Consider the following 22755-nt stretch of genomic DNA (forward strand, 5'->3'; position numbering starts at 1 on the left):
CCGTCAATCCAATACCATGCTCAGGCCGATGCGGCCTCTTTCTTTATCGATGCTGATGACCTTGACCTCCACCACATCGCCGACCGAAACTACATCGAGCGGGTTTCTCACATACTTTTTGGCCATGCGGCTGAGATGCACCAAACCGTCCTGCTTGACGCCGATATCGACAAAAGCACCAAAGTCGACGACGTTTCGTACCGTGCCCTTGAGAACCAGGCCCTCATAGAGATCGTCGATGCTCAAGACGTCGCTGCGCAGGACGACCGGCGGCATCTCATCGCGGGGGTCACGGTTCGGCTTTTCAAGGCTTTCGATGATATCCTTCATGGTCTCTTCGCCGCAGCCGCAAATTCGCGCCAATTCGGAGATTGATCGACCGTCCTGCTTGATTCGCTCCCGCACCAGCGATCCCTTTTGCCGTACCTCTTCCGGCTTCAGTTTTAGCTCTTCCAGCAGTTTTGCCGCCGCCTGATAAGACTCCGGATGAACCGCAGTGGAATCAAAAAAATTGTCGCTTTCGCGCACGCGCAAAAAGCCGGCAGCCTGAACAAAGGTATTTTCTCCCAGCCCTTTGACCTGTTTAAGCTCTTCGCGCGAGCGGAAAAGACCTTTCTCTTCACGGTACTTGACAATATTCTCGGCTATGCGCGAATTGATTCCTGAAACATATTTCAGCAGCGAAGCGGAGGCAGTGTTCAAATCCACGCCGACTTGATTGACGGCAGACTCGACGACATGATCGAGCGCTTCAGAAAGCCAAGTCTGGTTGACGTCATGCTGATACAAACCGACGCCGATGGATTTGGGGTCAATCTTGACCAGTTCGGAGAGGGGATCAAGAAGTCGGCGCGCAATGGAAATGTTGCCGCGCATCGATGCGTCCAAATCGGGGAATTCCTTTTTTGCAACCGGCGACGCCGAATAGACCGAAGCTCCCGCTTCATTGACGATCGTATAACTCAGCTTTCGGTCGCTTTCGGCGATGATCTCTGCTGCCAGCTTTTCCGTCTCGCGGCTTGCCGTGCCGTTGCCGATGGCAATCACGTCGGCTCCGTGACGCTCGATCAGTCCGCGCACAATCTCTTTCGCTTCAGCCCAATGATTTTGCGGAGCATGAGGATAAATGGTCGCGCCTTCGAGATATTTGCCGGTTTCATCGATCACGGCAACTTTGCAGCCGGTGCGGTAGCCCGGATCGATACCCAATATCCTATGACCCTTTAACGGCGGCGTCATCAGCAAAGCCCGCAGATTTCGGGCAAAGACCTCGATGGCGTGTTTATCGGCCGCTTCTGTCAGCAGCGCGCGCATTTCCCGCTCGATGGATGGGGCGATAAGCCGCCGATAGGCATCTGCAACGGCCGAGCGCAGCTCATCGGCAAATAGGCTTTTTTCGTTTGCAGGATAAGCCGCCTCCACGGCTTGAATCATTTCGGCTTCCGGCGTTTCTACGGCCACGCGTAAAAAGTTTTCCCTTTCGCCGCGGTTAATGGCCAAAACGCGGTAGGCCGGAATGGTTTTCAACGATTCGGAAAAATTTTTGTATACCTCATATTCGCCGACATTCTGCGGATCTCGGGCTTCGGCTGTCAGCACCCCTTTTTGCTGCGTCAGTTCGCGGATCGTTCGCCGAACCGCCGCATCTTCGGAAATCAGCTCTGCAACGATGTCGCGGGCGCCCGCCAACGCCTCTTCGACGCTTAAATCCCCCTTTTCCTCACTAAGAAAAGGCGCAACGATTTCGTCCATTGAACCCGCCACGATTTCCTGTCGGAGGATCATTTCCGCCAAAGGCTCCAAACCCTTCTCTTTGGCAATCGTGGCGCGGGTTCGACGTTTCGGTTTATAAGGCAAATAAAGATCTTCGACATCTTGAAGCTTTAGGGCGGCATTGATCTGCGCCTCCAATTCAGGCGTCAATTTCCCTTGTTCGGCAATCGATTTGATCACCGCCTGCTTGCGTTCTTCCAAATGCCGTAAATAGCGGATCCTCTCCTCAATGGCGCGAATCTGCTCCTCATCTAAACTGCCGGTAACTTCTTTACGGTAACGGGCGATGAATGGAACCGTATTCTCCTGATCGAGGAGTTCTACCGTGTTCTGCACTTGCTTCCAGCGAAGGTTCAATTCCTCCGCGATCAGAGTATACATTTGCTGCTCGTCCATCACTCCTCCGTTTGACAGCCGAAAAAGGCGTGCAAATATAACTGAGCAGCCGTTGAAAAGCAAGTTTTTTCAAGATATGAAAAAAGAAGAGAGAGTTTAGAAACTTGCCGCTGATTTGAATCGAATTTCGGCAAAACGTAAAAGCTGCCGCTGCGCGGGACTTGAAGGTATAGTGTCGTCAAGTTGTGCGATCTCGACCGGACAGAGCAATTTTTTTACATTTGATTCGTCGGAACTCGGTATAGCATTCTTTATCGCTTCTAACAACCGTTTTTGCAGGCGCTCTGCCCGCTTTCGGGCAAGTCGTTCATTCACAGTCCAATCTCCAATCGGGCAAGCGCTACCCAAGAGCTTAATGTCAAAAGAGGAGCTGTTTGCGGTAAGGGATGCAGCTCGACGCAGGATTTCTGTTTCGTAGAGGCTGTCCGGAATATCCTTGGCAAACTCGAACGGAACTCGAAAAATTTGCTCGACCTCAGTCTCTTCACGCTGCAGGTAAAGCGGCAAAAAGTCGCTGCGAAAAACCCTTCCCAACGAATCCGTGACGGCGAGGCGATAGGCGAGTTTCGAACCCGCCAGTTTTGCCGCCTTGTCCGCGGAAAGAACCCAATGGATCGGCAGATTTTGCTGCAATGAGTCGATCCTTAGTAAATATACGCCCGAAGCGCCGTTTTCTGCCTGCCATTCCACAACCAATTTTGCCGGCTTGAAGGGACACCGGACATCGGCGCGCAGCTCGAGCTTGATCTCATTTGCCTCGGCGATTTTCGTCCTTAACGGCGCAAAAAGAAGCGCCGCATCCTCCGCACTCGCCGAAAAATGTACACAACGCCGTTCCTGCAAAATCCATTGGAGGTCTTTGGTGCTTGGAGGTAGATTGCGCTTTCGCCGGCTCTGTGCACTGAGCCGAATTTGCAGCGTGTCGGCACCTGCCTCAACCAACAGATCGCGAACGACGCGCGCCCTCTGCCATGCCGTCGAGATCTCTTCTTCCCCCGAATCGGGGTCTATCATACCCTCAATGTGGAGAACCGCCGTGGGATTATCTCTCAACCGTTCCGCTAAAATAGAGATGACGGGTTGGACCGCCTTATCCGTACGATAGTCCTCGCACAATTCGCTGCTGCCGCGATTGAACGCAACGCTCCTCAATATCGGCACATAAACGACCTTTTTCTTTATGCGAACCGTCTTGACGGAATCGCCGTAAAGGCGGACTTGAGGAACGGTATGGGCTTCCAACACCAAAGGTTTTGCGGCGTAAGGATTGCCGAAGAGCGGCTCGATTGCCCAAGTCAACCTGCGGCGCCCGCAGGCTTCCGTTCGCCAAGGCAATTCGACTACCGATTGCCCTGGCGGCAGAACCCGCCGAATCTCGCTTCTGATCTCGCTGTTGGAAGAACTCTCTTTTGGTGGGTCAGCTTCAGTCTCTTTCACCGTCAGACGAACTGCGTGCTCGCTATCCGAAATGTTTTCCACAGCGAGAAAAAGGTTGCCCTGCAGCATGTCATCGCTCAGGCGCGGATTCGGAATAAATTCCGCTTTTTGCAAAAGCGCTTTCGGATTGGGAATATAAATTTTTTGGGGATTGACTCCCTTGATGTTTAGAGAGACATGACCGCGTTTGTCCAGAGCTGTTGCCGACCAATAGAGAATCCCAGGCGACATCTCTGACAACGTCAAATGCGGCTCCACGCACGGCCGGTTGACAAACAGCTTTCTCTCTTCCGTCTCCGCATCTGCCCCTTTTTGCAATGCCCGAACAGCCTCAGAGACGGCGGTACTATCGTAATCTGCCATTACGCGGTAATTGACTGTATCAAACCAATCGGCATCAAAAGCAGAGCACCAATGAAGCGTCCGATCAACTCCCAGTGTGTCTCCGGATACAGGCGTCTGGAGGACGAGCGGATCGGGGCCGCCGTGATAATACGAAAAGGCAAAAATTCCGAGCTCTGGGCGGTCTTGAGTAAAATCTGCAGTTGCATCAATCTGCAACTCGACCTCTTGCCGGGAAAAAATTTTACCAATTGATTTTTTCCCTTGTAAGGACATTCCCAAGCCGAAGAACCATCTCTGTTCAGAAGGCGGGACGAAAAAATGCAAAAGCCGCAGCTGAGCGATGTCATTAATATTGAGTTCGATTCCCTGACCCCAAGCCGCACTGATCGTTGCCGAATGCTGATATTCGGTAGAAAATTTGAGACTGTATTGCTCATACAACAAAGCGGCCAAGGAGGCGCCGAGTCTCAACGTTGTCTCCTCTTCCGAATTCCGGCCTTCCCAAGTTATTTGACGTCCGAGGTTGCTCACTGCGGCGCCGAAACTTGCCGCACCTTTTGCGTTTCGGAACAGCACAACCGGTCTGCTGCGAAACACTCCTCCGAAATCAGATACAAAAGTATCTGCGGAAAACTGTGCAAAATGAGAAGACCAATACTTTTGCGAAAATCCCAAAGCAAAAACATAGTTTTTTCGCTGAAAGGCTTTGCCCAGCAAGAAAAAAAGAAAGAGGTCGTCTGAAGAAGCCGCAGGCGTGCGGTGCGGCACCAAACCGCGATAACTATACTGCACACCGGCGCCCCATGTGAACGGCGATCGTGTGAAAAATGCGCGACGACTGACCATAAATCCGGAAACGGCTTTTCCGGTTGACGATTGATCATAAAAAGCGGTCCATTGCAGCTTGTGCCGCAGGGCAACGGCGCCGGAGTTATAAAAAGCTGAAAAAGACTCCCCGATTCCGGCACTCGCCGCACCAAGAGTCATTGGGCTGATCGTATTAAGGTACGCCGTTGGTGCAGCAGCATGCTGGGCATAAATACCGCATGACATGACCGCCCAAACTATGGCATAGAATATCAGCTTGTCCCCGCTGACAAACTTCATGTGTCCATGACTCTTATTGCCTCATCTGCTTTTTAGTCTATTGTGATTTGCAACTACTATGCCGTTCAAATAGTGGGGAAAAGAATTGGGCAATCGCAATTAACAAAACTTTATCGATGTGTTTCAAATCGAGGCGAAAGGACTGGGGGATGAAATGTTTAGAGAAGAACAAAAAAATATTTACGGTCCTATTCAGATCCTTCTGACAGTTTGGTCAATTCCACTACCACCTCGATGTGTGCGGTATGTGGGAACATATCTACGGGCTGAATGCGGCCCAGGCGATACCCGCAGCGAGTGAACTCCGCCAATTCGCGTGCCAGCGTTGCCGGATTACAAGACACATGCACGATTTTCTGCGGCGCCAGGCGGACAACCGCCGCTACGGTTTTCGGATGCATGCCGCCGCGCGGCGGATCCAAGATGACGACATCCGGCTGCCCCCATGCGGCGCGGACCGCCTCCGTATTCTCCAGCGCATCCTTTAGATCGCCGCATTCAAAACGGCAATTATTGATGCCGTTATCCATGGCATTCAATCGAGCGTCTTCAACTGCCGCCTCAACGGATTCGATGCCGATCACTTCACGAACGTGCCTGCTGATATAGAGCGCAATGCTTCCTGCCCCGCAATAGAGATCGTACACGCGCTCCGATCCTTGAAAGTCGCCGAATTGAAGAATCACATCATAGAGATGTCTTACCTGGCGGCTGTTTGTCTGGAAAAAAGAGTTGGGGGAGATGCGAAAGCGCAAATCGCCGATGGTTTCAGAAATGTAAGGCTTACCTTCGAGAAGATGAGTCTCTTCGCAAAAGGCAACTGCGGCTTTGCTGCGCGTCACACCATTATAAAGGCTCGTAATTAAAGGGAAAGCGGTCATGATGCGATTCTTTAAAGCTTCGGCGACGTCCTCCCGGAATTCCGATGTGATGACGTTCACCATCCAATCGGGAGTATTATAGCTGTTGCGGATGACTACGAACCGCCAAAATCCTTGGTGGTCTATTGTGCTGTGCACCGGAAGACCGCTTTGTCGGGCAAACTTGCGTATTTCTCGGACGATCTCAGAAGCAGGGGGCCGCATCAGCAGACATTCCTCAAGATCGACGACCTTGTGAAAAAAACCGCGGCCATGCAGACCTAGAAAACAGCCGTTGGATCGTTCCGCAACGGAAAGATGGCCTAATTCTTCTCGTGTAACCAGTCTTTCGCGCGCAAACGAGAATTCCATTTTGTTACGATAGTAAAAAATATCCGGTGCCGGCAGCGGCGGCAATAAGTTTAATGCCTCCAGTCCCCCGATACGCGTCAAAAGCTCTTTGACCTGTCGGCTTTTTTCTTCCAACTGAACCGAATAAGCCAAATTTTGCAGAACACAGCCGCCGCAGAGGTCAAAGTGTATGCAGCGGGGCGATACCGCCGCGGGTGACTGCTCGATTATTTCCTTTACCCGCCCCTCTGCATACGACTTTTTGACTTTTGTCAGAAGAACTAATGCCTTTTGCCCCGGCAACGCATCGTGCACGAAAACGACAAAATCATTTACGCGGCCGACCCCCGCCCCGCCGAAAGCCAGACTGGTAATCTGAAGTACAATTTCGTCGCCTTTTTTTAGACGGCTCATCCTTTACCTGATGTTAATTACCTTTTTTCGAATTGAAAAAAAGATGCCATTACAACTCAACTCAAAAACAGCTTTGATTTTATAATAAATCTTATTAATTTAAGAGTCTTTAAGCATAAAGACAAAACATAAATCATGACGATTACAAAGGTGTCTTTAAACTTATGAGCGATATTACAAAGAGACGCAATATCGGCATCAGTGCGCATATTGATTCCGGCAAGACGACCTTGACGGAGCGCATTCTTTATTATACGCGCAAGATCCACGCAATCCATGAGGTGAAGGGAAAGGACGGGGTCGGCGCCACCATGGATTCGATGGAGCTAGAGCGCGAACGCGGAATTACCATCCAGGCGGCATCAACGAATGTCACCTGGAAAAATCATTCGATTGACATCATCGACACGCCGGGGCACGTCGACTTTACAGTGGAAGTGGAACGCTCTCTGCGTGTTCTGGATGGTGCGATCCTTGTTCTCTGTGCCGTAGGCGGAGTTCAGTCTCAATCCATTACCGTGGATCGGCAAATGAGCCGGTACAAGGTGCCGCGCCTTGCCTTTGTCAACAAATGCGACCGCGTCGGCGCCAATCCGGAAAAAGTCACCGAGCAGCTGCGCGATAAGCTGAATCATAACGCCGTGCTCATGCAGCTTCCCATCGGCCTGGAATCCTCTTTTGAAGGCATCATCGACTTGGTAAAGATGAAGGCCTATTATTTTGACGGCCCCAACGGCGATATTGTCAGAGAGGAAGAGATCCCTGCCGCGCTTCTGCCCAAAGCGCGCGAGAAACGCGATCAGATGCTCGATGCAGTGTCGATGTTCAGCGACGAATTGATGGAAGCCTACTTGGAAGACCGGGTCACGGAAGATTTGATTCGACAGGCAGTACGCAAGGGGACTCTGGCGTTAGAATTGACGCCGGTCTTTCTCGGCTCGGCTTTCAAAAATAAAGGCGTTCAGCTCCTGCTGGATGCGGTCATCGATTACCTCCCAAATCCGGCCGACATTACCAATGTTGCTTTGGATCTTGATAATAACGAGTCGCACGTCACCCTTACCGCCGATGAAAAGGCCCCCTTGGTGATGCTTGCCTTCAAGTTGGATGATACGCGTTACGGCCAGCTGACCTATGTGCGCGTTTATCAGGGTAGAATCACAAAAGGCGACGAAATCAAAAACGCGCGAACCGGCAGGATTGCGCGCGTCGGCAGACTCATCCGTATGCACGCGGATGAGATGGAAGACATCACCACGGCGGGTCCGGGCGAAATCGTGGCGCTGTTCGGCATCGAATGCGCTTCCGGCGACACGTTTACCTCGCCGGAAATAAATTTAGCAATGACCTCGATGTATGTCCCCACGCCGGTTATCTCGCTTTCTATAAAGGCCAAAGATAACAAATCCGCCGAACAAATGGCCAAAGCTTTGAATCGGTTTGCCAAAGAGGATCCTTCATTCCATACCTTTGTCGATCCGGAGACCAACGACACCATCATTCGCGGCATGGGGGAGCTGCATCTTGAGGTTTATATTGAAAGAATGCGGCGTGAGTACAAAGTCGAACTGGAAGTCGGCGCACCCCAGGTGGCCTACCGCGAGAGCATTTCGCAAAGCGCCGCCTTTGATTACACCCACAAGAAGCAGACGGGCGGCGCCGGACAGTATGCCCGAGTCTGCGGCATTTTGGAGCCGACTCAGGAGAGCGATTTTATGTTTGTCGACGAGATCAAAGGCGGGGTCATACCGGCAGAGTTTATTCCTTCGTGCGAGAAGGGTTTTAGAACCGCACTTGAAAAAGGACCGCTCACGGGCTTTCCAATTGTGGGCGTCAAAGTGACGATCAACGACGGCAACTTTCATCCGGTCGATTCCTCGGATATTGCCTTCCAGACCGCCGCGCTTTCGGCATTTCGTGAAGCCTATTTGCGCTGCAAGCCGATCATTCTAGAGCCGATCATGCGCGTTGCCGTCGAAAGCCCTTCCGAATTTCAGGGAGCCATTCTAGGCACTCTCAATCAACGACGCGGCATCATCCTTTCGGCTACGGAAGACAACAATTTTACCGTCATCGAAGCCGAGGTGCCCTTGGCCGAAATGTTCGGCTATTCGACCGTTCTCCGTTCGGCAACACAGGGCAAGGCGGAATTCACCATGGAATTCAGCCGTTACGCCAAAGTGCCGGAATCCATTGCCGAGCAACTCAAGAAACAGTTTGCAGAAAAGAAACAACTTCGCTAAACGGCATTAAGTGCAAGAGGGTCTTTAATGATCAAAGAACAACTTTTAAAGCGAAGCCCGATACGGGTTTTGGAGAAAAGCCTCGACGGGGGATTAAAGGCGGGTGGATTGGGCCTTTTGACCGCCAACCGGGGCCTCGGCAAGACGGCCTGCCTGGTGCACTTGGCTACGGATGTGCTGCTGCGCAACGAAAACGTCATGCACGTTTCGTTCGCCGATGATCCCCACCATATCGTCAGCTGGTATGAGGAGGTTTTCAACGAAATTGCCAAACTTTACAAGCTTGAGCATGCCACGGATGTTCACGAAGAGCTGATCCGACATCGCCTCATCCTTCATTTTCGCAATAAACAGATCGATTTTGCCGAGATCAAAAAGAACATCGAACAGCTCATTTCTGCATCTGAAAAACCGGTCTCTCTTTTTATCGTCGACGGCCTTCCGCTCGACGCGTTGAATGAAAACCTCTTGTCTCAATGGCACGAATTCGTTTCCTCCGGTAATGCCGCCGTTTGGTTTGCTGCAGCGATGAGCGATGAACAGCATCAACAATACCTGCAGACCGGCTCTCTGCCCGATCCGAGTGTGCAGCGCGCCTTCGACGTCATCATTGTCTTGGAACCCGCTCAAGAATACATCGATCTGCGGCTGCTGAAATCTCCCGCGCCCATTGATCAGCATCTCCGTCTTAAACTCGATCCGAAAACTTTATTAATCTCGAATCATCGGGTCTGAACAAAAAAGGCTCACGAAATCGTGAGCCTTTTTTGCAGTACGCCCGGAGGGAATCGAACCCCCAACCATCTGATCCGAAGTCAGATGCTCTATCCAATTGAGCTACGGGCGCCTTTTTAAAAAATATAAAAATTAAGCCGAAACAGCAACTCTTTTTCCCACTTGATTCAAGTTCGGCTCTCAGCCCTCATTGCTTTGACTTTTGAGAATCTTGGACCAGGTATCCTTTAACTCCACGGTCCTGTTGAATACCGGCATGCCGAGCTTTTCCGTGTCGGGATCCACGCAGAAATATCCTTTTCTTTCAAACTGGCAAATGTAGCCGACCGGAGCCGTTTTGAGGCTCGGTTCGACTTTGCAGCCTTTGAGGACAATCAGAGAATTCGGATTGATCAATGACAAAAAGTCCGTCGCCTCTTCTTCCTGCGACGGGTCCGGTACTGTCAACAGCTTGTCATACAAACGGACTTCGGCCTCCACCGCATGCGGCGCAGATACCCAATGGATGGTTCCTTTGACTTTCCTGCCGTCGGCCGTATATCCGCCTCTCGATTCCGGATCATAAGTGCAGCGGATCTCGACGATTCGCCCATCTTTGTCTTTGACAACACTTGTGCAGCGAATGTAATAGGCATAACGAAGCCGAACTTCTGCCCCTATTGTTAATCGAAAATAGCCTTTGGGCGGATTTTCCATAAAGTCATCCCGCTCAATATAGAGCTCGCGCGTAAAAGGCACCTGCCGTGTTCCGGCGCTCGGATCTTCCGGATTGTTGACGGCCTCGAGCCATTCAACCTGGCCTTCGGGATAGTTTTCAATCACCACGCGCACGGGATCCAAAACTCCCATCACCCGCGGCGCTCGTTTGTTTAAATCTTCCCGCACGCAGTGTTCCAAAAAACCAAAGTCAACCAGGCTTTCGCGTTTAGAAACGCCGATTCGTTCTGCAAACGTCCGAATAGCCTCGGGCGTATATCCTCGCCGCCGCATTCCGGCGATGGTCGGCATGCGCGGATCATCCCATCCGTTCACAACCCCTTCATTCACCAGACGCAACAGTTTGCGTTTGCTCATTACCGTATAAGTCATGTTCAGCCGCGCGAATTCGATCTGCTGCGGGTGATGAATGCCCAGCTGATCCAAAAACCAATCATAGAGGGGGCGATGGTCTTCGAACTCTAGAGTGCAAATGGAATGGGTTATACCTTCGATCGAGTCCTCTAATCCGTGTGCCCAATCGTACATCGGATAGATGCACCACTTGTCTCCGGTTCTTGGATGGCGGGCGTGCAGAATCCGATACATTACCGGATCGCGCATATTCATATTGGGATGCGACATGTCAATTTTGGCACGCAGGGTGTATTGACCGTCTTTAAACTCCCCAGCCCGCATGCGGCGAAAAAGCTGCAAATTTTCCTCGATTGGACGGTTGCGGTCCGGACTCTCTTTTCCAGGCTCCGTAAGAGTGCCGCGATATTCACGAATCTGTTCGGGCGTCAAAGAGCAGACATAAGCCTTGCCGTCGAGGATCAGCTTCTCGGCCCATTGATACATCTGCTCGAAATAGTCCGACGCAAAATAGAGATGCTCTCCCCAGTCGAACCCAAGCCACCGCACATCTTCGATGATGGCGTCGATATATTTCTGCTCTTCCTTGACCGGATTGGTATCGTCGAAGCGCAGATGGCAACGGCCGTTGTATTCCTGAGCCAGCCCGAAATTCAGGCATATCGCCTTCGCGTGGCCGATGTGCAGATAGCCGTTCGGTTCGGGCGGAAAACGGGTGATCACTTTGCCGCCGTTTTTGCCTTCAGCGATGTCCTTATTGATGATTTGGCGAATGAAATGAACGTTCTTCTCGCCGCTTTCGTCGAAATTTCGTTCGATGGGCAATGACATCTTTGGCTGTTCTCCTCATTTTAAATAAAAAACGGTCGCTGTAATCCAGTGACCGTCTTTTGCTGGGGTGTAGGGATTCGAACCCCAATAACTTGATCCAGAGTCAAGTGTCCTGCCGTTGGACGACACCCCAGATTCAACCTAAAATTTCCACAGCCCGCTTCAGCCTTTTAATTACTTTTTCTTTTCCTAAAAGTTCCAAAATCTCATATAGCCCTGGACCTATTCCCATTCCCGTAACCGCCAATCTTATCGGATGAATGATTTTCGCCGGCGGAACTCCGCATCTTTCCGCGGTCTGCAGAAGGGCCTTTTCCAGGCTTTCTTTATCGAACACAATTAATTTAATAATTTCAGAAAGAAATTCAAGTACTAATTTGCCTGAATCCTCTTTCCACCGTTTCGCCTTTGTCTCGGCGTCATACTCTGTCGGTTCTTCAAAAAAATAGCGGCTTAGGGTTAAAAAATCATTCCGCATGTGCAGACGAGGCTGAAACAGCTTGACCACCTGCATAAAATAGTTTTCGTCCTCTATTGCCCAACCGGCATTTTCGGCCAAAGATCTAAGCTCAGCTGCCAGCCTTTCTGGCTCCATGCGGTTGATATGCTGCTGATTCAAATGCTTCAGCTTTGCCAGGTCAAAAATTGCAGGCGATTTGTTGACACGATCGAGGGAAAAGATCTGCTCCAGTTCTTTTAAGGTAAAAACTTCGCGATCGTCACCGCTGCTCCATCCCAAAAGCGCAATATAATTGAGTATGGCTTCACGCTCATAGCCCGCCTGAATATACGATTGGACATCCGGATCTACTTTTCCAGAAGGCATTTGTGACAGACTTTGGATGTCCCGTTTGCTCATTTTGGAGCCGTCCGGATTAAAAATCAAAGGCAAATGCGCCATCAAAGGAGGTTCCCACCCGAAACATTCATATAAATAAAGATGCTTGGGGACGCTGCTAAGCCACTCCTCGCCGCGTATGATATGGGAGATTTCCATTAGATGATCGTCCACAACGTTGGCCAAGTGATAGGTCGGGTAGCCGTCCGACTTGATCAATACCTGATCATCAACTTGACTGCTGTGGAACGACACTTCGCCGCGGATCAGATCTGTTATTACAAAGGTTCTATTTTCGGGAACCTTGAGCCGAATCACATAAGGCACTTTTTGCGCCAACAGCTGTTGGACCTTCTCTTCCGGCAGTGTCAGGCTGTTACGCATAAGGCTGCGGGTGGAAGCGTCATATTTGAATGTGCGGGGGTCGGGGCTCTTTTGCCGTGCCGTTTCGACTTCATCCGGCGTGTCAAAGGCATAGTAAGCAAAACCAGCTTGAACCAGCTGGTCGGCGTAATGCTTGTAAATATCTAGGCGCTTGGACTGCAGATAGGGGCCGTACTTGCCGCCTTGTTGCGGGCCTTCATCGGGCGTTAATCCGGCCCAATCCAGCACGGACAACAGGTTCTCGACCGCTCCTTCGACATAACGGGAGCGATCGGTGTCCTCGATGCGCAAAACAAAAACGCCGTTATGACGGCGGGCAAACAGATAGTTGTATAAAGCAGTTCTCAAGCCGCCGACATGGACAAATCCGGTTGGACTGGGGGCAAACCTGACGCGAACCATTGTCAATGATTATTCCTATTAGGAGGGCTGTTCCGTAGATGAATTTGATTCTTTCATCTCAAAATCGACGACGATGCCGCCAAAGAGGGAGGCCGTTACATTATAAAGCACGGTAAAGAGCAAAGCGGCTGTTATATTGATAATTGTGATAAAAATAACGGACGCGATAACGATGCCGATGCTTCCCGCCACGCCCAAAGAGGTAACGGGAAGTTCTTCAAAAGCATTGCCGACCTGCGCAATAACTGAGAAAAGGGCTGCGTAAAGTATGCCGACCAAAAAGCCGAAAATGAGGGAGAACAATAAAGTCACCCTCAGAACCGGCATAATTTCGATTCTTTTAAGTTCCGTCCGCATAGCCTTGAAAAAGTAAGAGCGGAGAGACAGGGATTCGAACCCTGGGTAGGCTAAATCGCCTACAACGGCTTAGCAGGCCGCCCCATTCGACCACTCTGGCACCTCTCCGATATCCTTTCCCTCCTCAGCGGAGGGCGGGGGACTCGAACCCCCAAGGGCTTTCACCCGGCGGTTTTCAAGACCGCTGCCTTACCGATTAGGTCTAGCCCTCCCACAAACAAATAAAAATACAAATTTTATTATCGTTAGTCAAACCCTTTTTTCTATTATTCCTCCCTATTGGCGAAGAAAATGTTTTCCCGGAGTCTGGCGCACAAGATTCTTTAACTCAAGGCTCAATAAAATGCCCAGCACTTCACCGACCGGCATCCGACATAAAGAGGCAATTTTGTCGATATGAATAGGTTCATGCGTCAAAACCTCGACAACGCTTTTTTCTTTTGACGTGAGGGGGATCGACGGCTCGGAAGGTGTCGGTTGTGACGAGGAAATGCCAATCTCATCCAGAATATCTTCCACACTTGTCACTAGTTTGGCGCCCTCTTGTATCAGGCGATTGCAGCCGCAGCTTTTGGGGTTGTTGATGTTTCCCGGCAAGGCAAAAACCTCTCTTCCCTGCTCCAAGGCCGCATCCGCCGTGATGAGCGCGCCGCTTTTTTCCCCCGCCTCTATGACCAAAACACCGCGGCACATACCGGAAACAATGCGGTTTCGCCGCGGAAAATGCGGAGCATCGGGTTTGGTGCCCATTGGGAATTCACTGATTAACGCTCCGTTTTGGACGATTTGTTCCGTAAGCCTTTTGTTTTCCTCCGGATAGATAACATCAACACCGGAGCCCAATACGGCGACTGTTTTTCCGCCGGTTCTGACGACTGCAGCGTGTACAATCGTGTCGATTCCTCGCGCCAGACCGCTGACGATTGTAATGCCGCGCTGAGCCAATTCAGAGGAAAACTTTTCCGCCATGATTTTTCCGTAGCCGGATGGCGACCGTGTGCCCACTATGGCCACGGAAAGCGCTCCTATTGTCTCGACTTTCCCCTTCACAAATAAAAGCAGCGGCGGATCGGCGATTCTTCGTAACAATTGCGGATAATGAGGATCCCAATAGCTGATTAGTAAAGCGCCGGCTGACCGGATTTTTTCCGCCTGTTTTTCAACAAAATTTTGATCGCCGCCCCGTTTGATCTGCATTGCCAATGTCTTATCGATGCCCTCGATTTCAACTAATTCTCGGACCGAGGCAGCCAGCACGGCCTGGACCGTTTTAAAACGCTTAATGAGGTTGCGAATTCGAAAAGATCCAAGGCCGGGGATGGTCATCAGGTAAAGGACATCGAGGGCGGCGACTGCATCTTCTGCCGTCATGAAATACCCCCCATTAAACCCATCAATCTTTATGAAGCATATCCCAAAGCTTTTGCAAAAATTCGTTGATATGAAAACCGCTGACGGCGGAAATAATGATCTCGGCAAAGTCGCTTTTTATTTGCGCCGGGTCATAGAGATCAGCCTTGGTCAGAACTACCAGGCGGGGCTTGTCCAATAAAGCGGGGCTGTAAGACTCTAATTCCTTCAGTAAAATGTGGTAATCCTGTTCCCACGAATCGCCGGTGCCGTCGATCAAAATGGCAAGAACTTTGGTCCTCTCGATATGCCGAAGAAATTGGATTCCCAATCCTTTACCAAGGTGAGCCCCTTCGATCAGACCTGGAATGTCGGCTACGACAAAACTTCGTCCTTCGCCCAAGTAGACAATACCCAAATTCGGCGTCAAGGTAGTAAAAGGATAATCGGCGATTTTGGGGCGCGCGGCTGAAATCTTGGCAAGCAAGGTAGATTTTCCGGCATTGGGCAGACCGACCAGACCTACATCCGCCAACAGCTTGAGTTCAAGAACAATCTCTTTCTCTTCACCTTTTTCGCCGGGTTCCCATTCGCGCGGCGCCTGGTGGGTAGGGGTAACAAAGCGGGCATTACCGCGCCCGCCTCTTCCGCCTTTGGCGATGACGACTCTTTGGCCGTCTTTAATCAAATCGGCCAAAACCTCTCCCGTCAGCGCATCTTTTACGACAGTCCCGACCGGAACCCGAATTACCAAATCATCGCCGCTTTTACCGGTTCGGTTGTCGCCGCTTCCATGCATGCCGCGCGCCGCCCGAAATTTACGGTGATAGCGAAAGTCCATGAGTGTATGCAGATGCCGATCGGCGGCAAAGACAATATCACCGCCCTTTCCGCCGTCGCCGCCTGAGGGCCCGCCTTTGGGCACATACTTTTCACGGCGAAAAGCGACACATCCGGAACCCCCGTCTCCGGCTTTTACATATATTTTTGCGTAATCAATAAACATGCAGGGTAATCAGCGGAAACGCCGTCAAGCATTTAATACCCCCTATTTCGGTAAGCTTTTTCGGTATGCTCAAGCTCGGCGGGCAAATTCCATTCGCTTCTCTTTTGTATCAAGTTTCAGCTGCTTCAAAATTTTTTTGAGGGTAAACCAACCGATTTTGGTGTTCCCGTAAGCCGGAGTATTCAGTTGCTTGGCAATGGCAATCGTACCGGCAAAGGGCATCTCCTTGATAATCTTTTTGATTTTTTCTTCCAGAGTCATTTCATGTTGATGCGATGCCGGAGAAGAAACCGTAGTCCCGGCAGAGCGGCTTGTCTGAGTCGTGCTCGTCGGTTGCGAAATCCGTTCCGAAGCAGTAATCGGCGTCACACCTGCACGCTGAAAATCGGCGACGGCTTCTTTTATGGTATCAAAGGCCTTGAGAATGTTATGAAATTCCAGCAACTCGAATACTTCATAAACTTCCGGAATCATACCCACCAATTTTAAATCACCGCCGTGCTCTCGGATGCCTTTGATTTCGCTGATAAAAATCCCCCATCCGGCGCTGCTCACATAATCCACATTGCTCAGGTCGATGATGATGTTGTAAGAGCCGTTTTTGATGAGCTCATTAAGATGATGCTCCAACTCGGAGGACGTTGTGGTATCGATGTAACCCCCGACCTTGATGATGGAAATATTATAGTTATTTTCGACTTTTATTTGGATGCCTTCCATCTTTACTCTCCACAATGAAACCCCGTTATTTTCTGCTGATCCGATATTAGAAAATAAGCAGTCAAAGCTCTAAATGTCAATACATATTTAGGAGGAAACGCTTGCCTCAATCTCCTTTGCCTTAACCAATCGAATTCGAATATCCTGTCGCTTTGGAGTGAGGAGAAGCAGCTTTTCCCAATAAAAAATGGCTCGTTTAAGGTCCCCTAAATTAGCGTAAGAGGCGGCGATGTTTTCACAAGCCTGTTCATCATCGGGATTGGTTATCAAAATACATTGGAAAGCATTGACGGCATCAACAAATCGACCGCAACGATAAGATGCATTTCCGTAAAGCATTTGTAGTTTGCGATCATTAGGAAACCGCAGCGGCAATGTACCTAAAATCTGCACCGCTTCCACATATCGTTTCTCTTTATAAGCAGCTAAAGCTGCCTGATAGGCGATTTCGAGGGTAGTTTTCTTTTGCTTTTCCGGTTCTTTCGGTTCCAGTTTTTTTGCAGTGCCGGTAACAAACGCCGCGTCTTCCAACAATCGATCAAATTCTTCATCTTTTTGCGAAATGAGGGGCTCTTCCGTTGCATCAACACTCAAAAGACTCTGTGAAGAAGATGAATCGTCGGGAATGCCGGTTAACTGAATGACCTCTTCGACCCCCATCATTCCCTCATCAACCTCATCCCCGAAATCATCTTTTTTTTGCTGCACAACTGTTATGGAATCGTGCTCGGAAGATTCGACAAACTCAAACTTTTGTTCGAGATCGAAAATTGCCTTTTCTGTTTCATCTATAAAAATCTCTTCGAAGGATCCGGCTTCTTCGCCGGCTTCGTCCCAAAAATAGGTGCGGTCATCATGTAAATCCGCCGTCGGCTTTTTTTCGGCTTCCATTGCCCAAAGCATGAACAAGTCGTCGGCAGCCTCTTGATCTGAAGCGACGTTTTCGGCAGGCGGACTCGCTCCGCTCTCCTCACTCGTCAAGCTCTCCTGCGTGGCCGCCTCCGCCTCTTTCTCATGCTCGTGTTCAGCTTTATATTCTTCGAGAGTCGGCCAATCGAATTCCTCGTCCTCAGAGTTGGGCCTCCTGGACAGTTCTTCTGATGTTGCGACGGAGTATTCTTCTTCCTTGGTCAATTCCTCAAAAGAACTGACCGCAGAGACTTCTGATTGATCTACGAATTCGAAAGCAAGCATTTCCAGATCACTTTCCCCCCCGAAAAAGAGCTCCTCTTCGGTGCTCTCTTTGGAAGAGCCCGACCCTGAACCTTGTAATGGTGTCTCGAAAGGAATCTCTTCCTCTGCTTCAACAGCTTGCGGCAAGGGCTGCTTTGGTTCTTTTGACTCGATATCCTTCGTAGAAGGGGCAATCTCCGCCTTTTCCACCGCTTCTTCGGATCCCGAGCTTACCGCCCGTTTATCCAGAACGTCTTCGAGCGGCGCTGTGAGAAGAACCGATTTATCCATATCGAATATGGATTTGGCCGGGACCTCTTCCTCACCGAAGCGGAGAGATTCGGCCGGAATTATTTCAGCGGCCGTTGCAACTTCTCTTTTCGGAGGCTCTTTTTCAGCGATCGGCTCAAGCTCTTCCTCCTCTTCGAACTGATCGCGATTGAGGATGACGCGGCCGTCCACAGTGAGAAGCGGGGTGCCCGGAGGTTTAATGCGCCGCCGTTTTCCGCCGCGTTGAACAAAAGCCGCTCGAAGCTCTTTGGTGTTGAGCCGCATTCTCACCAATTCTTCATAAATTCGAGAAGCCGGAATCTGCGTAAAGCCGTAACGTTCCGTGTTCAGCTCCTCCGCAATCCGTTTGGCGCCAAAGTCAGGATTACGCCGAATGATGTCATAAATCTTGTTTTTTTCTTCGATGCTGAGATGCTTGGCCTCAACCTGATCTTCCAACTCCTCAAAGACAAAATTTTCAATACCTTCCTTTTCAAATTTTTCCTTGTACTTTTGATAATAGGCATAAACAGAAATTCCTGCCTCTTTGCAGGCTTCTTTAATTCCGACTCCTTTCTTGACCATATCATAGACTCGCGCGGCACGGCGAAATTCCACCTGATCGGCCGACAGCTTTTCCTTAATGGCGACTACCGTAATATCATCATTTTGTTCATTACCTTCGGTAAAGCTTTTCAATTCCTTTTTCAAAGTTTCGATAAACTCCTGAGCTGTTTTTCCGCCGCATTCTCGAATGACGTTGAGAAAACGTTCCTCGCCGAAAAGGCGCCGTTTCGGATTCATGGCTTCGGTAACGCCGTCGGTGTAGACCAAAATAATGTCATCTTCAGCAAGAGAAATGGTGTCCGATTCAATGGAACGTCGGAACAAATCCTTATCGGGAAGAGCAATGCCGATAGGAAAGCCGCGGGGATTGAGGTAGTAGGTCTTGTTCTTGCTGGGCCGATGCAGAATGAGCGGGTTATGACCGGCGCTGGCAAAATTGATCCGCCGCCGCTTTGAATCGATAATGACATAAAGCAGGGTAACAAACATGCCTTTCTTCATGTCATTAACGACAAAGTCGTTGACTTTTGCCAGCACTTCAGCGGCGTCTTTGATGCCGCGCGCTTCGGAGCGGAGCGCTGTGCGGATCATGGTCATAACAAAAGCGCCGGGTACTCCCTTGCCGGAAACGTCGGCCACCGCTACGCCGACCGTATCCTTATCCACTTCGACGAAATCGTAGAAATCACCACCGACTTCTTTGGCGGCCGCATAATAGGCAGCAATCTCGTACCCCTCCAACTCGGGGAATTCGCTGGGCAGCAGCGTTTGCTGAATCTGCTTGGCGATGTGCATTTCCTGCTGCAGTCGCTCCTGCTCCACCAAGTGAGCCTGAGATTTTTTCAGCTGGATGGTAATGTCGCTGAAGGCCTGCGCGATGGCGCCGATTTCCGAGGAAGTATCAATGTCCATTTCTTCCGCTGCGCCGGGTTCGCCCAGCCGCTTTACCCACTCCTGCAGCCGTTTGAAGGGATTCATGACGATGTAAATCAGCAAAAAAAGACCGGCGGAAGCAATGGCCCAAAGTATAAGCGTCTGAGAGGCCAGCGACACCGTATATTGTGCGATATGCCGGTTAATGCGGGTATAATCGATGAACAAGTGGGCATCAGCGAGGTGCATGCCGTCTTCATTCTGAATAGGCCAAACAATATCCAATACGGGCGCCCCTTGTTTATCGTTGATGAGATAAACTCGTGAATCGTCGTACCGGCGAATCGGCTCAATTTGCGGTGGTAAATCGAATTTTTCCTCCCACACGGTAAATTGCGAATCCGAGCAGGCCAACACTACGGAACGTTTATCGGTCAGGAACACCCGCTTGATCGTCTTTTTATGCTCCGTGTTGATCAGAGTTCGGATGGCCTCGTCGGCGCCGGCGCGGATTTCGATATCATAGCTGCCCGTCGTCATTAATTCACGGATGATCTCTGGATCAACCTGCGACCAATTGCTGCCGATTTGGCCGGCTAAAAACGAGCAGGCACTTCTGCCCTGAGTAATGTAATCTTCAAAAATGCGATGTTTACCTTGAAAGTATTTGACGACCGTGACCACCAATAAAACAAAAGTAAAAACGGCAAGTGAGTATATCCAGTAACGCATTTTAAGGGTAAGCGGAATGGCCGGGATGGCGATTTTGCGCTTTTTGCGCGCTTCGGTCAAATGTTTGACCATCCACAGCTCATTGCCCTCTTCCGTTTTGCGGTAATCGATCTCGTCCAGCAGACGGCGCATGATGAAAATGCCCAATCCGCCTTTTTTTCCGATTTCGACATACCGCTGCAGATCCGGTTCACTGACTTGACGGGGATCGAAATATTTTCCCTGATCAATGAGCACCATCGTCAGGGTGTTCTTTTTGGCAATGGCGCGCAGAGTGATGTTGCCGCTCCAATCCCGATAGGCGTGCTTAATGATGTTGGTCGCCGCCTCGTCGATCGAGAGCTTGAAGGCGTTGACCACCCGATCTGGCACCCCGTACTTTTTGCCGATGCGCATTACAAAATCGCGCAGATCGGCCAAGTACTCTATACTGGCCGGGACTTTGAGCTCTTCTCTGGCAACCTTTTTAAACAATTTCCCCTAAAACCTCCTTATTGGCCGGAGTTCTGGCCGCCCGCCGCACGACGTTTCTGAGCTCTGGCGTGATCGAGAGCCCGCAGAATCGTTTTATTCAGCGGCTGAATCTCCAAAGCCTTTTCATAATAGCTGATGGCTTCATCATAGTTCTTGTCGCGCAGCGCCCGATAGCCTTGGGTATAAAGTTCCTTAACTTCGGGGGTCATTTCCATCTGTGTCGCGTTGGCACGAGCGTTGGCTTCGCGGTAGCGCCGCTGGAGATCAGCATTGTTGGGCTGCGACTTGAGCGCCTGCGCGTAAACTTCGGCGGCTTCCTTCCACTGGTTGCGGTTCTCATAGTCGACGGCACGCCGCAACAAGTCCTCATAACTTAACCGGGCTTCCAAAGTGCGAATCTTGCCTTTGACGAAGGTCTCTACCTCCGCATTGCCGCGCGCCAACGGCAATGCCTGATTGAAAAGCTGCAGAGCCTCAAAGGTTCGCCCGGCTTTTTCGCTCCGGGCGGCCGATTCGATCAGGTCGTAAATGCGCCGCCGTAAATCCGCATCGGCCATGTTGCGCAACTTTTTAACTGTTTCGTTATTCGGATCGATGGCAAGCGCCAAATCGCATTCCTCTATGGCCTGAAGAAACTGCTCGGATTCGAAAAATGCCAGCGCCTTGTCGTAATGCTCCTGAACCTCACGCTGACGTTCTTTAGCCTGCGCTTCCTCCTGGCTGCGGATGATTTGCGATTCGATATCCTTGCGCCGCTGTTGATCCAAGGCGAGATTAATTCTCTCGGCCAATTTACGTGCCTCGTCGAAATCCGGATCCTCGCCGTTTGGATCCAATGACAACACTTTATTAATCGAGCTGTAGGCGCGGAAGAAATCGCCTTTTTGATAGTATTCACGCGCCTCGGTTACGCCGCTGTAAAGAGCATTGCGTCGATCCTGCTCATATTTGCGCTGCGCTTCTTCCTGAATGCGGCGCAGTTCGGCAATTTGACGGTCGTTCAGCTTTTGTTGGCGTGTTCGACCGATATTGGCGCTGATGGAAATGCGGTGGCTGCTGCCAAAAAAAGAATCCACGCCGTTCCAGTAAGAGTAATCGAGTTGAAACCCCATCTGCGAGATGCCGAACCCGTAAGTCAAACCGTAGCCGTCGCTCGAATTGCCGCGCTTGTTCCAACCCAAGCGAAGCATCAACGTGTTGTGATAACCGACCTCGGCGCCGAAATGAACATAATTGGGAACATTTTTGGCGCTGCTTCCATCGACCTCATAAGCAATCAAAAAGTGATTGCGTCCATTCGAAAAGAAAAACGGCCGCGAAAATCCGAATCGAAATGTGCTGGGCGTGCTTTCTCGAATGTCCGCAAGCTGCACGGTTCGTTTGACGGCATTCTGGTAGTTTATGCCGACTCGCCAGTTGCCCAGCACGGGCGTTTCGAGCGGAGAGACGACCGAGACCCCGAGGTCGGCACCGACGGCTGATTCGGTGTTGCGACCTCCGATCGAACCTGCGACTACATATCCCGGCATGTTGACGGTTTCGATCTTTAAAGAGCCGCCGACCGAAAGCCATGGCCATAAGCTCTTGCCATAACCGATCAAATAGAGCGTTCGACTGTAGTCTCGTTCGCCTAAAATCGAAGCGTTGTCGTCGACAATCTTTACGCCGGACGTAGCCAGTCGCAGGAGACCGGCGGAAAAAGTACCGTAATCCAGCGTCGGAAAAACGAATGCCAGATAATCGTATTGTGTGCCCAGCGGCAGATTGGTGTGATAAGCGCCGATGCTGAGACTCGGCACCCGCTCTAAAGCGCCCGGATTCCAATAAAGCGTAAAGGGGTCTTCAGCGACGCTGACATAGGCGCCTCCCATGGCCATGGCGCGGGCACCGACCTGATATTCGAAAATATCCGTTACACCGCCCCAAGAGTTGTCCGCACCGCCGGATTGGCTGCGCACGGAAGAAGCCGTCAGCAGTAGGCCCGCTGCGGCGATTAACACCGCTACAGATCGGGTTTTTGCAAAAATTCTTGTTTGCGTTTTCATA

General features: G+C 50.7%; 13 protein-coding genes and 4 tRNA genes. 2 read left to right on the forward strand and 15 right to left on the reverse strand.

Annotation, left to right across the window (positions count from 1 at the left end; translation table 11 throughout):
* Nucleotides 1-3: 3 nt before the first annotated feature.
* The 3 genes from ONB24_00100 to rlmD all read right to left on the reverse strand — a co-directional run bounded on the left by ONB24_00100 (nt 4) and on the right by rlmD (nt 6683).
* Nucleotides 4-2169 carry an RNA-binding transcriptional accessory protein gene (locus ONB24_00100; GenBank protein MDZ7314504.1) on the reverse strand — a complete coding sequence of 722 codons (2166 nt, stop codon included), beginning with the start codon at nt 2167-2169 and terminating at the stop codon, nt 4-6.
* 96 nt (nt 2170-2265) lie between these two features.
* Nucleotides 2266-5058, reverse strand: coding sequence for a hypothetical protein (locus tag ONB24_00105; GenBank protein MDZ7314505.1), 2793 nt, complete (start codon nt 5056-5058; stop codon nt 2266-2268).
* Nucleotides 5059-5246: 188 nt separating this feature from the next.
* Nucleotides 5247-6683 carry a 23S rRNA (uracil(1939)-C(5))-methyltransferase RlmD gene (gene rlmD, locus ONB24_00110; GenBank protein ID MDZ7314506.1) on the reverse strand — a complete coding sequence of 479 codons (1437 nt, stop codon included), beginning with the start codon at nt 6681-6683 and terminating at the stop codon, nt 5247-5249.
* A gap of 164 nt (nt 6684-6847) precedes the next feature.
* Between rlmD and fusA the strand changes: the two genes are divergently transcribed.
* Entirely contained in the window at nt 6848-8926 is a 2079-nt protein-coding gene (gene fusA, locus ONB24_00115; GenBank protein MDZ7314507.1) for an elongation factor G, read from the forward strand.
* Nucleotides 8927-8953: 27 nt separating this feature from the next.
* Entirely contained in the window at nt 8954-9661 is a 708-nt protein-coding gene (locus ONB24_00120; GenBank protein MDZ7314508.1) for an AAA family ATPase, read from the forward strand.
* A gap of 38 nt (nt 9662-9699) precedes the next feature.
* Here the strand turns inward: ONB24_00120 and ONB24_00125 are convergent.
* The 12 genes from ONB24_00125 to ONB24_00180 all read right to left on the reverse strand — a co-directional run bounded on the left by ONB24_00125 (nt 9700) and on the right by ONB24_00180 (nt 22754).
* Nucleotides 9700-9773, reverse strand: a tRNA-Arg gene (locus ONB24_00125).
* Between the two features lie 68 nt (nt 9774-9841).
* On the reverse strand, nt 9842-11563 hold the full coding sequence (locus ONB24_00130) for a glutamine--tRNA ligase/YqeY domain fusion protein (protein MDZ7314509.1): 1722 nt from the start codon (nt 11561-11563) through the stop codon (nt 9842-9844).
* A 62-nt stretch (nt 11564-11625) separates the two neighbouring features.
* Nucleotides 11626-11696: transfer RNA gene (locus ONB24_00135), tRNA-Gln, on the reverse strand.
* 3 nt (nt 11697-11699) lie between these two features.
* Nucleotides 11700-13187, reverse strand: coding sequence for a glutamate--tRNA ligase (gltX, locus tag ONB24_00140; protein ID MDZ7314510.1), 1488 nt, complete (start codon nt 13185-13187; stop codon nt 11700-11702).
* 18 nt (nt 13188-13205) lie between these two features.
* The gene (locus tag ONB24_00145; GenBank protein MDZ7314511.1) at nt 13206-13544 is read right to left on the reverse strand and encodes a DUF3566 domain-containing protein; all 339 of its coding nucleotides are present in this window, start codon (nt 13542-13544) and stop codon (nt 13206-13208) included.
* A gap of 19 nt (nt 13545-13563) precedes the next feature.
* Nucleotides 13564-13652: transfer RNA gene (locus tag ONB24_00150), tRNA-Ser, on the reverse strand.
* A 20-nt stretch (nt 13653-13672) separates the two neighbouring features.
* A tRNA-Ser gene (locus ONB24_00155) sits at nt 13673-13756 on the reverse strand.
* Nucleotides 13757-13820: 64 nt separating this feature from the next.
* The gene (gene dprA / locus ONB24_00160; GenBank protein MDZ7314512.1) at nt 13821-14915 is read right to left on the reverse strand and encodes a DNA-processing protein DprA; all 1095 of its coding nucleotides are present in this window, start codon (nt 14913-14915) and stop codon (nt 13821-13823) included.
* A 22-nt stretch (nt 14916-14937) separates the two neighbouring features.
* Nucleotides 14938-15900: a GTPase ObgE gene (gene obgE, locus ONB24_00165; GenBank protein ID MDZ7314513.1), complete on the reverse strand. Its 963-nt coding sequence runs from the start codon at nt 15898-15900 to the stop codon at nt 14938-14940.
* Nucleotides 15901-15969: 69 nt separating this feature from the next.
* Nucleotides 15970-16620: an STAS domain-containing protein gene (locus ONB24_00170; protein MDZ7314514.1), complete on the reverse strand. Its 651-nt coding sequence runs from the start codon at nt 16618-16620 to the stop codon at nt 15970-15972.
* Nucleotides 16621-16707: 87 nt separating this feature from the next.
* Nucleotides 16708-20709, reverse strand: coding sequence for a SpoIIE family protein phosphatase (locus tag ONB24_00175; GenBank protein ID MDZ7314515.1), 4002 nt, complete (start codon nt 20707-20709; stop codon nt 16708-16710).
* Nucleotides 20710-20726: 17 nt separating this feature from the next.
* Entirely contained in the window at nt 20727-22754 is a 2028-nt protein-coding gene (locus ONB24_00180; GenBank protein ID MDZ7314516.1) for a PorV/PorQ family protein, read from the reverse strand.
* Nucleotide 22755 lies beyond the last annotated feature (1 nt).

The organism is candidate division KSB1 bacterium (assembly GCA_034505495.1).
Classification (GTDB): Bacteria; Zhuqueibacterota; Zhuqueibacteria; order Residuimicrobiales; family Krinioviventaceae; genus Fontimicrobium_A.